Origin of the sequence: Paenibacillus sp. OAS669 (assembly GCF_014873645.1) — a bacterium.
GTDB lineage: Bacteria > Bacillota > Bacilli > Paenibacillales > NBRC-103111 > Paenibacillus_S > Paenibacillus_S vulneris.
In genome coordinates this window covers 355,440-371,029 of record NZ_JADBDR010000003.1, presented here as the reverse complement: position 1 = coordinate 371,029, position 15,590 = coordinate 355,440, and the positions used below count along the sequence as shown (strand labels likewise).

The following is a 15,590-nucleotide window of genomic DNA, read 5'->3' as shown; positions in this document are numbered from 1 at the left end:
AGGTATGCCCCTCCAGCCGCTGTTGAAACCCGAGAAGTGGATTAGATTTAGCGGTATTTTCACGGGTTTCAAAGGCGGACGTAAACTCCTCCGAGGCATACCTCCCCACCCTATGCAGCATAATTCGCACAAATAAGGTTTTTTCAACAACCTGACCCGTTGCACGCGGGTTGTTTCTTTTCTTGCTCTATTATTCTGATGTGCGCCGGGATCACAATATGGCATTATGCAGCAGTTGGTTGCGCATCCATTCATTTTGCACCAGGCCGTCGCCTTCCGCTATCAATTGCTCGTACAGCCTGGCCCTGTATTGAATCAACAGCTCCTTGCAGCCGGGATCATTAACCCGGTTCGTCAATTCATATGGGTCCTGCTCCAGGTCGTACAGCTCATCGACATCCGTCGTGTTCCAGATGTATTTCCAGCGCTCCGTGCGCAGCATTCGTTGGGTGTACAGTCCGAATTGCTGTCCGTTATACGTGGAGACGATGTCCTTTCTCCAATCCGGCACCTCCTCCCCTTTTAACCAAGGCGCAAGAGAGCATCCATGGAAAAAGGAAGGTACGGGGATGCCCAGCAGCTCAAATAGAGTCGGCGGCAAATCCAGCAGATTGCTTACAAAGGAGTCGCATCGGATTCCGCCTTGATGTATGACTTGAGGGTATCTCACAATGAACGGAACCTTGACGACATCGTCATATAAAATATAATGCTTATCCATCATTCGATGTGAGCCGCACATATCTCCGTGATCGGCTGTGAACACGACGAGGGTATCCTCAGCCGCACCCGACTCCTCCAGCGCTTGAAGCACTTTGCCGATAGCGTCGTCCGCCTGACTGATGATCCCGTAATACCTGGCAACGATCGGCGCCCAGTCCTCCCATGTAAAAGCGTCCACCTGCCAGCTAAGCAGCTGCTGTTTTTGAATATACGGCTTGTTGAGGAACGTCTCCTCAAATCCGCCCCATTGGGGTACCGACTCGGGCGCATACATGGATGCGAACGGCTCCGACGGCCGGCAGGGGAGATGCGGCTCCGTAAAATTCAGCTGTATGTACCAGGGAGATTCCGTCTCTCCCGAGGCCATCTCCCCAATAAGACCGCAAGCTTGAGCCGCTAGCCAATGCGTCTGTGAATCCTCCAGCGGAATCGGGCTTCGCTCCCCGGCATATCCCGCTTGAAACTGCACCTCGGGGTATTTCTGTTCGATCATCCTTTTGTAAGATGTGAAGCTGACAAAGGAGTCATAGCCATAATCCAGAGGAGTATACTCGGGATGAACATCCCATTTGCCGAGAAGCACGTTGCGATAGGACCGCTGCTGAAGCTCCCGTGGCCATGCGTACTCCGTTGGGGCAAGAGCCGGAACAGGCAGGCCGTTTTTGAAATTCCATAACGCCCCAAAAGTTTCCGGCCTTCTGCCGTTGATGAACGACTGCCTGGCAGGACAGCACGTAGGAATGGGTGTAAATGCATTCTTGAATCGGATGCCTTCCGAGGCAAGCCGATCGATATTCGGTGTCTGAACGGGGTATAAGCCATGATGCCCCACGCAGTCAAAGCGCAGCTGATCCAGCATAATCACTAGCAGGTTGGGCGTCTTCATGGCATTTTGATCCCGTAATTATTTTCTTTGGTCCAGTTGTTGTCGCTCATCTTCTTCCTGGCTCCGTCCACCATCAGCTTCTTCAGCTCGCTTATATATTTATCCAGGGTACTCGAGCCCTCCAGATACAGCTGGCCCAGCTTCTGATTATATTCGGTCACGTTCTTATCCACCTCGCCGGCATAAATATTGAGCTGCATCCGTTCGCCGACAAACTGGAAGCCCTTCAGCTTATCCGGAAGCGCTGCATTGGCAATGACAGGCGTGCGGTACAAGCTTTCCGCCAGCAGTCCCTGCACCTTGGGTGATGTTGTATAGGCGAGAAAATCGACGGCAGCTTCCATTTTTTCAGGTGCAATGGTTTTGGGGATCGCCATGTTCCCCGCTGGTACGCCTCCGATCTCCATCAGCTTGCCTATCGCATCCGGGTGATTCTCCTTGGTCAAATAAGGCAGCGGAAAGGCTGCCATTTCGAATTTGCGGGCGCTCGTTTCGAACAGAGCCTTGCTTTGCCCCGATGTGCGCATGACCATAGCGGCCTTGCCGCGCAGGAACAAATCTCCCGCCGTTTCAAAATCCAGCCCGTTGTAGCCCTTGGGCCAATATTTACTCCAATTTTTGACGATGGGAAAGACATCCTTGAACGGAGCCTTTTCAATATCGATGATGCCCTGATCTACGCCTCTCACGTATTCGTTCACTTCGATAAAGCCGCTTTTGTCTATATCCAGCTTATCGTACGAGCCGGCCAGCAGCTCCTCTGTCAAGATCCGGATCGTCCAGTTGTAGTTATAGTCGCCAGGCTTGGAGTTAGGGAATGCGAAGGGCACGACATTGATCTTCAGAAGCTTCTCCTGCGCATCAAGGAACTCGTTCCATGTCTTCGGTACATTCGTAATGCCTGCCTGGGCAAATAAATCCTTGTTGTACAAAACGCGGACCGAGTTAACATAGTTAGGGACGCTGGCATAGGTTTTATCATCCCCTATCAGCTGCTGAAGGATTGTCGGAGGGAAGAGCTTCTCCCATGTCTGATCGCCGGAATAGGCCGTCTTTTGCTTATAATAGGGGGTCAGATCGACCAGCAGCCCTTTTTTCAAATCCTCCTGATCCCAAATATAGCGGGTTGTAAATAGATCCGGGGCCGTCTTGCCGATCAATTGGGTCGTCACCCAGGTCCGATGCTGCTCGACTCCGGCGAAGCTCTGCATTTGCAGGTTCACCTTCACTCCCGGATGCGAATCCGAGTATGTCTTTGCAATGCTTTCCCATGATTTGCGCTCCGCTTCATCCCCATCGCTCTCCAGCATGACCATGACGTTCAACTCGATCGTCTTGCCTCCCCCGTTTGGAGCTTCACCGCCAGGAGCCGACGTATCGTTGGACGTACAAGCGTTAAGCAGCAGCATAACGGAGCTCATGGCAATAAGCGGAATCGTCCAGCTTTTGCGAGCATTCAATCCCATCACCTCATCTGTTCAAATCGCTGCATAAGTGCTAACCCTTCACCGCACCTGCCGTAATACCGGAAACGAACGTCCTCGTGGCAAACAAAAACAGCAGCAGCAGGGGCAAGGACGCTATAACATAGCCTGCAAACTGCATTCCCTGTACTTGATCCATCGGACCGTGAACACTTCCTAGCGCCAGGATGATCGGTTTGACTTTATCCCCCGAGGTCACGACCAAGGGCCACACATAGTTGTTCCAGCCTAGCAGCGCGTTGATGACGGCGACGGTTGAGAGAATCGGCACCGACAAAGGAAGCGCGATTTGCCAATAAATTCTCACATCCCCCGCCCCATCAACCTCCGCGACTTCAAGCACGCTTCTGGACAGCCCTTCAAAGAACGTTCGGATCAGCATCGTCGCCATAGCGGAAGCGCCGGCCATCGGCCCGAAGATTTGCGCCCAGTACGTATTGATCAGGCCCAAATTTTTAAACAGGATGAACTGCGGGATCAGGATGAGAAAGGCAGGTACCATCATCAGCATAATAATCAGGTAGTAGAGCACGCCCTTTCCAAAAAAAGAAAACCGGGCGAACGCATACCCCGCCAATGTCGAATTGACCAGCACACAGATAATAATGCCCGATGTAATCAGCAGCGAATTCCATAAATAAGGCCACAGCTGAACGAACGCTTGGGCATAATTGTTCACGTGCAGCGGCAAGGACGGCGACCAGAAGTGGTGGATCACTTGATCTCGGTATTTCAGTGAAGAAATAACCAGCATGTAAAACGGAACGAGCGTCAAGAGCAAGAGCAGCGTCAGAACCGAGTAGTTCACTGCAGCACCCAGCCTTCTCATGGTTCACCCCCTATTCGGCCTGATCTGCCTGCTTGATAAAACGGTTTGCCGCAAGAGTGCATAGCAGCAATATGGCAAACACGACAACTCCGACAGCGGATGCGTAGCCGAGTTCGTTATATTCGAAGCCTTTTTTGTATAAGTACAGGGCGGGCGTCAGAGTCGAGAACCCCGGGCCGCCGTTGGTCAGGACGAGCACATTCTCAAAGCTTTGGAACTGCTGGATAAAGGCAAGGATGAGAACCAGCCTGATCGGATTGCGAAGCAGAGGGAGCTCGATATGCCAGAACCGCCGCCAGCCGCTCATTCCGTCCATGCTGCCCACTTCAAACAGCTCTGCAGGAATCGCAATGAGTCCGGCCAGATAAATCAGGAAGAAGATGCCGGATATCCAAGGGAAGCCGATAAACACAATGGACCACAGCGCCGTCCCGCTCTCTCCAAGCCAGGCGTGAATCAGCTGTTCAAGACCCATTGACTCCAGCAGGCGGTCCAATAAACCTCCGCTTACATAAATCCATTTCCACAATAAATAGACAATGATTTGCGGCACCACCATCGGCAGCACAAACATGCATCTGTAAAAGGATCTCGCGCCCGCCTGCCGGATGCGGAATACACCGATAGCAGCAAGCAGCGGAAACGTCAGTTGAATCAAGAGAAAGCTTCCGGTGAACAAAGCGATGTTTTTGAGAGAGACATATAAAGCAGGATCATGAAACAACCGGTTGAAATTATCCCAGCCTATAAACCGGTTCACGTTAGCGCCGTTCCATTCATAGAACGATTGAAGGAAAGCATGGACGAACGGCGTATATTTGAACAGCCCAATCGACACCAGAATTGGAGCCAGAAATAAATAGGCCTTCAGATGCTTCCCTAGCCGTCCAGTTCGGATGCCGTCTGATCGGGCCTTCACGGGATGATTCATGATAGGCGTCCGGTTTGCCATTCGTCCATCCTCCTTATCTTAGTGCGGGCACCTCAACTACGGCTCCTCCGGATTGATGGGAGCGGATCGCCGCCTCGATAATTTCCTGTGCCGCCAGAGCTTCGGCACCCGAGCCTTCGATGTCTTCCGGCGAAGCCTGCTCCTTCAGCTGCTCGATAAACCGGCTAATCCGGTTGCCGAACGTGTCGTTGAAGCCCTGCATGCCGCGCATGATCGAGTTCTGCATCACCAGCTTTTCGCTGCTTTGACGCGGATAATACGTAATGCTTTCGTATACGTTCTCGATGATGAACCTGCCCTCGGTTCCCGCCGCTTCGCACCACTCAATCGGGTGCAGCATGGACATATCGTAGCTCCCCGTCAAATGACCGACCGCACCATTAGCGAACTCCATGTTGACGCTGGCCGTCGACCAGGTCATACGTCCCGGCGCTTTGGTCATAAAGGACTGGACCCGCTTCACATCGCCGAAAAAGTAGCGCATCACATCGATGGAATGCGGGTGCAGCGCCCTCATATGAAACCATTCGGTGAAATCCGCCTTGTTGTCGATCGTGAGCCGCATGTTCAAGAATAAAGGCGTGCCGAGCATATGACGGCCGATCCATTCTTTGCCCTTGGCCGCTGCGGGAGTGAAGCGGTGGTTCAGGTTGCAGCCGAATCGCACGCCCTTGTCGGCCGCAGCCTTCACCATCGAGCGGGCCTCCTCGATGCTGTTCGAGATGGGCTTCTCGACAAGCACATCCTTGCCCGCTTCGATCGCAGCCATCACCGGATCATAGTGATGGCTGCCCTTCTCTTCGCCTCCGGTCGCCACGCAGACCATATCGATCTCCTCGATCGCAAGCAAGCGCCGGAGATCGGTATAAGCCTTCACTCCATAAGCGAGGGCTGCTTCCCGCGCTCTGTCCTCCATGATGTCGCAAACGGCGACAAGCTCGGTATCCGGGTGCTGATGGTAATAACGGCAGTGAATCTTGCCGATATTGTTGACCCCGACTACAGCAATTCGTATCATTGCGGCTGCCTCCTATACGGTTTCTCGGATCTACTTGCTCTTGTTCGCCTGGAGCGAACGGGCCGTAAGCGAGCTGCCTATATGCAGCGTGTCATACGCTTGCTGGGAGGAGGTGAACGGAGCATCCCCTTTGCCATGCCATCCGAGGTTCGTGTACATCGGATTCGTCCGGCCGGTCTCCTCTTCACGGCGCGCGATATGCGCCTCCATCCTTGCGGTCAGCAGCTCGACGATTTCCGGCTCCTGATCAGCCACATTATGATTCTCCAGCGGATCTTCAATCAGATTGTACAGCTCGACCTCCGGCTTGAAATGAAAGTCGGGCTCCAGCGCCCGGATGAGCTTCCAATGAGGGGTTCGCCAGCCGTGCTTGCGCATCCAGGTGCATTCCGTAATGTACAGCTCGCTGATTCGACGCTCCGGCTGACCGCTGATGAAGGACAGCAGGCTTTGGCCTTCCATCTCCAACGGCTCATCGATATCCAGCAGCTCCAGAACCGTCGGCATAATATCATGAATTACGCTGACCTCCGACACCCTCTTTCCGGCAGGCACCTTTCCCGGAAATTTAATGATTAATGGTACGACCAGCGTGCAGTCATACAGTCCATGATGGTCAAAGTAGCAATCATGCTCGCACAAGGTCTCCCCATGATCGGAGGTGACAACGATCAGCGTTTCCTCGGTCAATCCCAAGGAATCGACAGCCTGAAGGATATTCTGAATGCCGGCGTCCATATAGGCTACGGCCCCGTCGTATTGGGCGCTCACATATTCTTGATCCGTGACCCCTTCCGGAATCCATGACTTCAAGAAATCCGCAAACGGCTTGAAATCATACACCGGCTCCATGGAATGATTGTCCGGGTCGCGCTCATCGCCTCCGTAAAAGATCCGTTCGTACGGCTTCGGCGGCAAATAAGGGGAGTGAGGGTCCATATGCCGGAGGAACAGGAAGAACGGCTTGTCGTCCTGCGCCAGACGATTCAATTCAGGGATGGCTACCGCGTTCAAATTGTCCGCTTTCGGGCAGCGGCCCGTTTCATCGGGCATCCATGCCTCATAGTCCAAGTACTTGTCGAAGCCCCGTGACGAAGGATTGCCGGTAAAGCCTACGCAGGTCGTGTTGTAGCCATGCTCGCTCAGCACTTCGGCCAAGGTTCGGCCTTCCAGCGGCCCTTTATGGCGGAGGGCGACCACGTCGGTGCCGAAGCAGTCCCGGCCGGTAAGCATCGCAGCGTAGGCCGGTGTCGTAGGGATGCTCGGGCTGAAGTGCTGCTCGAACAGCACTCCTTCACCCGCAAGCTTATCGAGATGCGGTGTCGTTAACCGGGAATAACCATAAGAGCTCATTCTATCTCTTCGCAGGCTGTCGATGCCTAGAAGGATCAAATTCGGCTTTTTGGGGGATGTGGACATAGGTTTGCACGCTCCTTCAAATCCGTTGAGATGGTTAACGGGGGCACTTATCGGGCGCCCAGCTGCTTCAGGCAAGCATTCAGATAGCCGTAGGTTTCGGCTGCAATGATGGAGACCTGAGCCAACGAATGCTCCGGCTTGGCTCCTATCACTTCAAGGACGACCGGGCCGTCGTATTGATGGTCAACCATCGCCTTGCAGTAGGCGAACAGGTTAATGTCTCCGCGTCCGCATGCCTGCAGCTCGATCGGCCCGGGCCCCTGCTCACGTCCCCGGCAATCCCGGATATGCACGTGCTTCACCCTGCTGATCACGGCAGGCAGCGCATCCTCCGGATTTTCCATCGCCCGGTAAATATGGCTCGGGTCCATATCAATGCCGAATGCCGGGGAAGATACTTCGGCCATCGCTCTCAACGTAGTCGGCGTATCATGGATCGCCTGGCCGATATGTGCCTTCACGCACAACGTGACTCCCAAGGCAGCTGCCTTCTCCGACATCCGCTGGAGCTGGTCGATCGAGCGCTGCACATCCTCCTCCACGCCCGTTTTGCCCCCGGGACCGATATTGACGATAGGGATTCCGATTTCCGCCGCAGCCTCGAATGCAGTTAGAAGCCGCTCCTCTTCCTTCACGCTGCCGAACTCCATCGACAGAAAGCTTAAGCCGTTATCCTGAACGATCGAACGAAGCTCTGCCGTCTGATCCCTCCAACGGGCCAGATCCAGATGCTCGCACATCCCTTGAATGGCTGAGATCTCTACGCCATCATAACCGCTAAGCGCAATATGCCGTGCTGCTTCGGCAAAAGTAAACTCTTTAAACAGTACCGAATTGACGCCAAGCTTTATCATATCGATTACACGCTCCCTTTTTTTCATAAGTCTATGGATTTTCGGAACGAACCACGCTCTCTTCCGATGGCTAGCATTCGTATATAGTCCGGGATGTAACTAAAGATTATTTCATAGTCAGCGGATCGCCGTGGAAGGCCGGCAGCGGATGAGGCCGGACTACTGCGCCGCCTTGCTCATACGATTCGATCACCGCATACGTATACTCCAGCACAGCCAGCGCATCCCGGCCGGAGGCGCGGATATGCTCCCGAGGCACTCCATTCGTAATATCTTCGAGGAAGGCATGCAGCCTATTGTTGAAGGTCGTGTTGAACTCCGTTACACCGGAGGACGTCACCTCCGGCTGCGGATGGGACCCGATGGCCGGAATACCTTTTTGCGCGCGCCAGTAGGATACCTTTTCCACGCAGTTTTCAATGCAGAAGGTTCCTTTCGTCCCGCCGACCTCCATCGTCCACCAGCCGCCAAGCCCATAGGTCGCGTCGCCCCTTTGGCTGAGCAGATAGCCTGCGGCTCCGCTGGCGAACTTCACATGAATACTGTTGATGGATACCGTGATATCCCCGGCGCTTTTGCGGAAGCCCGCCTGGTTGGAGAACGTCTGGATATGAGTGATATCCCCGCAGTAATAGCGCATAACACTTAAAGGATGGGTTAAGAACGCTTTCATATGAAAATAGGGCTGACCTTTATCTTTGGGAGATTTCGGGGCCGAGTACAGCTCCTCCCCGCCGTTGAAGCCCATTTTGGCCAGACAGTAGACGGTTTCGCCAATATCTCCGGAATCCATATACTGTCTTGCCCGTTCAGCGGGAGTGGAGAAATAGTGATTCAGGTTGCAGCCCAGCGTCACCTTCTTCTCGGCAGCGAAGCGCACCAGCTCTCTGCCTTCACGGATGTCGTTCGCCAGCGGCTTCTCTATCAGCACGTGCTTCCCGGCAGCAATGGCCTGCATGGCTGGTTCAAAATGCCAGCTTCCGTTATCGATCCCGCCGGTCGTTACATCGACGATATCCAATTCCGGCTCCTGCTGCAGCATATCCTCCAGACTGTAGTAAGCCCGGACACCGTACTTCTCCGCCGCTTTATCGGCCCTTTCCCTGACTACGTCACAGACTGCAACGACCTCGCCCAGCGGGTCGGAGGCATAGCATTCCGCATGCCGCATTCCAATCCCGTTCATTCCGACAATTCCGATTTTCAGTGCCATCGTTCGCGCCCCTCCACTTGCTTCGTCACCTAGAATCTGCAAGCGGGGACTGCACCACCTTTCCTGATTTAGTGTGCGAAACTTTTCTGCGAGCCTTTTTGCCGTGTGTCTGAGCTCTCTCGGTTCTGAGGTGCTATAGCTGTTTCCATTATATTCCACCTGTGATTCCGCAGCATTGCCGATTCCGACATCCTTAGAGTCGATTGTGTCAATCGTAAGCCGGATGATGGTCTATCCCCCGTGCTTCGAGGCCGCATTCTCCAAAGCGTCGTAACGTTCCCTCTGCGGGTTCTGAATCCACTCCTCCCACGTTAAGCCTACCTCGGCAAGAATGGCTTCGATTCTCCTGCGAAACGGCAGCTGCGCTTCATGAATTTGTCTCATCATCGGGTCCGCTCTACCGGCTAATTTAGTCCTCACATAGTGATTCAGCTTCATCTCCAGCTCCTCGGCCAATTCCGGCTCCGCATCCGCTATATTGACAAGCTCTCCCGGATCATGAAGCAGATCATATAACTCCGTCACCGGACGCTGAAAAAGCCCCGGATCGTAATACCGGATCAGCTTATACCGTTCCGTCCTAATCGCCCTTGCCGCCTGCCAGGCACACTCGCTCAAAAAGACTTCGTCAAGCGTCCCCTTCGCCTCTCCCCGAATGGAAGGCCATAAGCTTCTTCCGTCGATCCCGTCCGGTACGGCCAGCACAGATGGGCTCATACCCGATGAAGCCGCGCTTGCCGCCGCCTCCAATAGGGTCGGCATAATATCCGCGTGCTGGACAAAGCCGTTAACCCGCACCGCCTCCGGTATTCGTCCGGGCCACCGCATAATGAGCGGAACATGAACCGTTGGCTCATACAGCCCGCAATGGTCCCAATAAATCTCATGCTCGGTCAAGCTTTCCCCATGATCGCCGAACAGAACGAGCAGTGTCTCTTCCTTGATCCCCAAGTGCTCCAAGGTATCATCCAGCTCCCGGAGCAAATCGTCCAGATAGCGGATTTCGGCGTCGTACAGCGCGTTCATATATTCCGCATCGGTCACTGGGCCCAGCAGCTTGTAATGATGATGCTTGAAAAAAGGATACGCCGGATGCTCATAAACCGGAGCCATGCCCGAGCCGTCCTTCCGGTAGGGATCCCTGTTCTTGCCGTAAAAAGGTTCGATATATTTCTCCGGAGGCAAATAGGGCGTATGGGCGTCCCAGTAATGGAGGAACAGAAAGAAATCCTCCTCTTGATGCTCCCGAATCCAGGGCAGCGCCAGATCGTTGACGGTACGCCCGTCAATCCATCGCTTGGGCCCGGAGCTGTTCAAGTAGTATTGATAGCCTCGGGCGAACCACTCCTTCAGGTTATACAAATTGTCTACGGCGCAGGTCGTGAACCCGGCAGCCTTCAGCAAGGAGGGCAGCCATTTCACGCTTTTGGGCAAGTAGGCCAGCTCGGAGCCGTGGGAGACGATTCCGCTTGATAACCCTATTTTTCCGGTAAAAATAGCCGTATGTGCTACCTCCGTAGGGATATCCGCAGCATAGGCCCGCTCCATCAGCACGCCTTCCGAGGCAATCCGGTCGATATGCGGGCTTGTCGGTTTGTCGTATCCGTAGCAGCCAAGACGGTCGGCACGCAGCGTATCGAGAGAAATCAGGATGATTTTCATCGGATGTTCCTCACCTCTTCGATCGCCTTGCCTTCGCCAGGCTGCTCCCTCCCGGCAGCAATGGCCGACTGCACGGTCCATGCTTCGGCCTTCCAGCGGTTTCTCCGCAGCCATTCCAGGATCTGCTCTGTATTCGCTTCTACCGAACGCTTCTCCGTATCGATGGTGAGATCCGGTTGTTCGGGTATCTCATAAGCATCCGAAATGCCTGTGAATTGAGGAATCTCCTGCCGTCTAGCCCTGGCGTACAACCCCTTCACGTCCCGTGCTTCGCATTGCTCAAGGGAGCAGCTTACATACACCTCGACATAACCGCTCACATGGCTCCGCAAATAATCGCGCATTTCCTTATAGGGCGTGATGGCTGAGACAAGGACGGTTATGCCGTGTCCGGACAGCAAATTGGCAATGTAGGCTATGCGCTGAATATTTTCGAGCCGGTCGCTCCGGCTGAAGCCTAATCCTCTACCGATGGACGCTCGGACGGCATCGCCATCCAGCAGCTCGACGGGGCGGCCGAGCTCCTTCAGCCTCGCACATACTTGCTGCGCTGTAGTCGTTTTGCCGGAGCCTGAAAGGCCTGTGAACCAAAGTACACTACCGCTGGAGCTTTCCATGTACTCTCCTCCTCAGAGTTTTCGTAAGAAAACTCACTTCGTAAGCGTTGGCTTAGTTTTCGTTAGAAAACTTGCTTCGTAAGCGTTGACTTCGTTTTCGTAAGAAAACTTGCTTCGTAAGCGTTGACTTCGTTTTAATAATTCCCATACTTTAAAGTGGTTGTGTACTCCGGTGGGGTATCCCCTTCCGGCCGCTGTTGTTATCAGGAAATTGTTAATTATATCTTTGCAGAGGTTAATTCCTGATAACAAAGGCAGACGCTATCGCTCCTCCAGGGGACACCCCACCTCCGCCTTCAACTTTTCCTAGTAACCCAAAGCACTTGAAATGTTGCTACTATACTCCAGGGAGATATGCCCCTCCAGCCGCTGTTGAAATCCGTGAATTTGATTAGACTTAGGGGGATTTTCACGAATTTCAAAGGCGGACGTAAACTCCTCCGAGGCATACCCCACTTCCCTATTTAGCAAATTTCTCGAAGATTTGGATTCTCCACAGAGTTTTCTTCCGAAACTCCCTAGTAAGCAGCTGCATAAAGTGTTCTAACGAAAACCAGCCTCTTTATCTCCTTCAGTTTACTTCGCTCCAGAGCAGGCTTCATTGTGCATTACGCCATTCGAATGGTCGATGCGGCCGGAAATCCGCTGAAGGCTAGCCCTTAACAGAGCCGGCCGTCATACCGGCGACGATCTTTTTGTTGAAGAAAATAAACAGAACCAGAGGAGGGATGGAAATCAGCACCACATCGGCAAACAGCAGGTTCCAGGACGTGATGTACATACTCATAAAGTTGTACAGCGTAAGCTGGACGGTCGCATTCTCGGAGCCGGGCAAGAAATAGAGCGGATTGACGAAATCGTTGAACACGCTGACGGATTGAATAATGATGATGGTCGAAGATACAGGCTTTAGTAATGGAAAAATGATATGAGTAAACAGCTTGAAGCCGCCGCAGCCGTCGATGAACGCACTTTCGTCAATATCCCGGGGAATCGTGGCGGTAAAAGCTTTATACAGGATGGCGCAAAACGGAAAATGCAGGGCGATTTCGACCAAGGTAAGCCCCGGCAGCGTCTTGAACAGCCCTACGGAGTTGAGCACCCATATCGTAGGCACGACGGCAGGGGGAATCATCAAGCCGGCCAGCACCAGGAAGTTGAGCGTCGCCGCTCCCCTCCCTTTCTCCCTCCGCTGTAGGACGAAGCCTGCCAGCGAACTGACAATGACCAGCCCGGCAATAGACAGAACAGTCAGGAGCGTGCTGTTGTAAAACGCCCGAACCAGCATATGATCCGCCGCCTGCAGCACCGCTTTATAATTCTCGACAATATGAAAGGAATCGGGCCAAGCCATGCTCATATCCGCCGCTTTGGTCGGAGATTTGAAGGAGTTAATAATGACAAAGTAGAAGGGCACCCAGAATATAACGGTCGATATCACGAGCATGATGATGCTGACGACCGTCTTTTGCACGACACGATTCACAGGTCCACCTCTCTTCTGTTCAAGAACATGTAGAGCGGAAACGCCAAAACCGAAATGGCAATGAACAGGATGACATTCCCTGCGGTAGCCAATCCGTAGAAGCCTGCCTGATACTGCTTGTAAATAATGGAAGCGATAAGGTCGGTCGAGAAGCCGGGTCCCCCCTTCGTCATGGCCCAAATCAGGTCAAACGTCCGTAATCCGCCTATGAACGCGAGAATGATGACGGAGTTCATTGCGGGCCGGCTGAGCGGCAAAGTAATATGCCAGAAGCCGCGGAACGCGCTTCCTCCGTCTATTTTCAAAGCCTCGTAGTAATGCTGGGGGATGGACATGATGCCGGCGATGTAAATGACCGTTGCGATACCGACGCCCTTCCAGACGTCAACGAGCGCTACGGACAGAAGCGCGATGCTGGTATTCCCCAGCCAGTCGGGCCCGTTGATGCCCATGGCGGCAAGTGCGGTATTAATAACCCCTTGCGTCGGATGCATCATCGTGCTGAAGGCGATCCCGACGGCAATCGTACTGAGCAGGGTCGGGAAAAACACCATCGACCGGAAATAATCCTTAAACCAGATACGCGACGTCAGCAGCGTTGCTAGCAGCAGGGCTAGAATCACCTTGAGGCCGCAGGTCACGACGGCGAAAATCAATGTATTTTTGAAGCCGATCTTTAAGGAGGACTCGTCAAAAAACATGATGTAATTGTCCAGCCCGATGAACTGCCATTTGGTCAGTGTCCAGCGGGTCAAGCTGAAAAACAACGACATGATGGTCGGAAGCAGATAAAAGACGAAGTAAATGATCCCGGCCGGAAGCAGAAACAAGTAGGAGTACATTTTCTTTTGAGTAAGCGTCATCTGGATCCTTTCCTTTCATGTGGATAAAATTCGGCCCTGCCGTGATGCGCAGGGCCGGATAGGCTGCGGTGAGAGAACCCCGCGAGCAAGCAGCTGTATCCCAATCAATGAATCTTACCACCCTGGAAGATTAAGCTGCTGCGCCTGCTTCTTGACATCCTTATCGTAGTCAGCGGCCCCTTCGGCTGCTGTTTTTTGCCCGGTTCCGACTTCGATCAATATGCTCTCCAGGTTAGGGCCCTTAACTGGCGAGATGAATTCCAGCGCCGGCAGCGTCTTTCCGTTATCAAAGTAAGTCTGCATATCCTTGACCGCTTGGTACGCGTCGTCCGGAACCTGGATGCCCTTGACGACGAAAGGGCCGTTCGCCTTACTTTTGGACATGTAGGCTTTCTGGCCTTCGGGTGAAATCAGGAACTCGATGAACTTTTTGGCGGCGTCGATGTTCTTGCTCTTCTTATTAATGTAATAAGAATTCGGCATCCATACGGTGAACCCGTTCAGGCTTTCATTATCGCTCGGAATCGGAAATACGCCGATATCCTTCACCTTATCCGGATAGTTTTGGGCCAGGGCATCGATAGCGCTGGTCAGCATCGGATACTGGACGCCGCTGCCCTCGGCAAGCATTTTGAGCCCCGTATCATAGGTAGTAGCCAGAAAATCCTTATTGTAGTAGCCTTTTTTGAACACTTCACTGGTCATCTCAAACCCGCGAAGCGCCGCCGGCGTCGTCGCATATTTGGCTTTGTTCTCCGTATAATCCTTGGCAAACGTCGGTACCTGCGACTGCACGTTATATTGGTTGGCGAGCACGAACAGCTGTGAGGTCCATGTCGTTTTGTAGGACCCGATGATAGCGGTTTTCCCAGCAGCCTTGATTTTATCGCTGTTGGCAATAAATTCAGCCCATGTTTTGGGAACGGACAGCCCCAGCTCGGCATAAACCTTTTTGTTATACAAAATGCCGCCGACATTGGAGGAACCGCCGGGCACCCCGAATACTTTGCCGTTGGAGCTGATCGTCTCCTTGTACGAATCCAGCAGATTCGCCATGTACGGCTCTTTTGACAGATCGACGAAATTTTCTTCCGGATTCAACGCCTGCAGCAGCGACCCCGAGTTATAGAACAAAATATCCGCCATTTCTCCCGTAGCCAATCGAGTTTTAACCAGGTTGTCCCCTTCGGTGCCGTCCGGCTTAATGTCGAATTTGATCTTGATGTTCAGCTTTTTTTCCGCTTCCGCTGCGACCGCTTGGGTGGCAGGATAGGCTGTTCCGGTCGAGCCAATGAGAAGGGTCAGTGTAGTCGGTTCATTCGTTTTGCCTGCCGAGGGGGCTGTGGAAGGCGCGCCGCCGCCGGGGGCTGAGGTCCCTCCGCCTGAAGGCTGACCTGAAGAGCTGCATCCAGCCGCAAGCACCGAAATCAAGGCCGCATAGGAAACAACCGTGAACAATTGGGTTCGTTTCATCTTTCTTTCCTCCCTTAGTGTTTGTCTGAAGGAATACCTGCTTCGTAAGCATTCGCTTATTGAGAAGAGCACACCCGATGGCGACCGAGCTTTACGTTAACTTGTTGTAGG

13 protein-coding genes are annotated in these 15,590 nt (G+C 53.3%); all 13 read right to left on the bottom strand.

What is annotated here, in order from left to right; translation table 11 throughout:
- Nucleotides 1-211: 211 nt before the first annotated feature.
- On the bottom strand, nt 212-1,609 hold the full coding sequence (locus GGC63_RS09535) for a sulfatase-like hydrolase/transferase (protein WP_192702085.1): 1,398 nt from the start codon (nt 1,607-1,609) through the stop codon (nt 212-214).
- Nucleotides 1,606-3,069 carry an ABC transporter substrate-binding protein gene (locus GGC63_RS09530; RefSeq protein ID WP_192702084.1) on the bottom strand — a complete coding sequence of 488 codons (1,464 nt, stop codon included), beginning with the start codon at nt 3,067-3,069 and terminating at the stop codon, nt 1,606-1,608. The genes GGC63_RS09535 and GGC63_RS09530 overlap by 4 nt, the downstream gene beginning before the upstream one ends.
- A 37-nt stretch (nt 3,070-3,106) precedes the next feature.
- Nucleotides 3,107-3,922, bottom strand: coding sequence for a carbohydrate ABC transporter permease (locus tag GGC63_RS09525; RefSeq protein ID WP_192702083.1), 816 nt, complete (start codon nt 3,920-3,922; stop codon nt 3,107-3,109).
- Nucleotides 3,923-3,932: 10 nt separating this feature from the next.
- Complete coding sequence (locus GGC63_RS09520; RefSeq protein ID WP_192702082.1) at nt 3,933-4,874, bottom strand: carbohydrate ABC transporter permease; 942 nt, start codon at nt 4,872-4,874, stop codon at nt 3,933-3,935.
- 13 nt (nt 4,875-4,887) lie between these two features.
- On the bottom strand, nt 4,888-5,892 hold the full coding sequence (locus tag GGC63_RS09515; protein ID WP_192702081.1) for a Gfo/Idh/MocA family protein: 1,005 nt from the start codon (nt 5,890-5,892) through the stop codon (nt 4,888-4,890).
- Between the two features lie 30 nt (nt 5,893-5,922).
- Nucleotides 5,923-7,311, bottom strand: coding sequence for a sulfatase (locus tag GGC63_RS09510; RefSeq protein ID WP_192702080.1), 1,389 nt, complete (start codon nt 7,309-7,311; stop codon nt 5,923-5,925).
- A gap of 47 nt (nt 7,312-7,358) precedes the next feature.
- Nucleotides 7,359-8,165, bottom strand: a complete 807-nt coding sequence (locus GGC63_RS09505; protein ID WP_192702079.1) for a sugar phosphate isomerase/epimerase family protein — start codon at nt 8,163-8,165, stop codon at nt 7,359-7,361.
- A 106-nt stretch (nt 8,166-8,271) separates the two neighbouring features.
- Entirely contained in the window at nt 8,272-9,378 is a 1,107-nt protein-coding gene (locus GGC63_RS09500; RefSeq protein ID WP_192702078.1) for a Gfo/Idh/MocA family protein, read from the bottom strand.
- A gap of 231 nt (nt 9,379-9,609) precedes the next feature.
- Entirely contained in the window at nt 9,610-11,040 is a 1,431-nt protein-coding gene (locus tag GGC63_RS09495; RefSeq protein ID WP_192702077.1) for a sulfatase, read from the bottom strand.
- Complete coding sequence (cysC, locus tag GGC63_RS09490) at nt 11,037-11,657, bottom strand: adenylyl-sulfate kinase (protein ID WP_192702076.1); 621 nt, start codon at nt 11,655-11,657, stop codon at nt 11,037-11,039. The genes GGC63_RS09495 and cysC overlap by 4 nt, the downstream gene beginning before the upstream one ends.
- Nucleotides 11,658-12,309: 652 nt before the next feature.
- On the bottom strand, nt 12,310-13,143 hold the full coding sequence (locus tag GGC63_RS09485; RefSeq protein WP_412973857.1) for a carbohydrate ABC transporter permease: 834 nt from the start codon (nt 13,141-13,143) through the stop codon (nt 12,310-12,312).
- Entirely contained in the window at nt 13,140-14,006 is an 867-nt protein-coding gene (locus GGC63_RS09480) for a carbohydrate ABC transporter permease (protein WP_079912477.1), read from the bottom strand. Before GGC63_RS09480 ends, GGC63_RS09485 begins: the two co-directional genes overlap by 4 nt.
- 114 nt (nt 14,007-14,120) lie before the next feature.
- Complete coding sequence (locus GGC63_RS09475) at nt 14,121-15,479, bottom strand: ABC transporter substrate-binding protein (RefSeq protein WP_192702075.1); 1,359 nt, start codon at nt 15,477-15,479, stop codon at nt 14,121-14,123.
- Nucleotides 15,480-15,590: the final 111 nt, after the last annotated feature.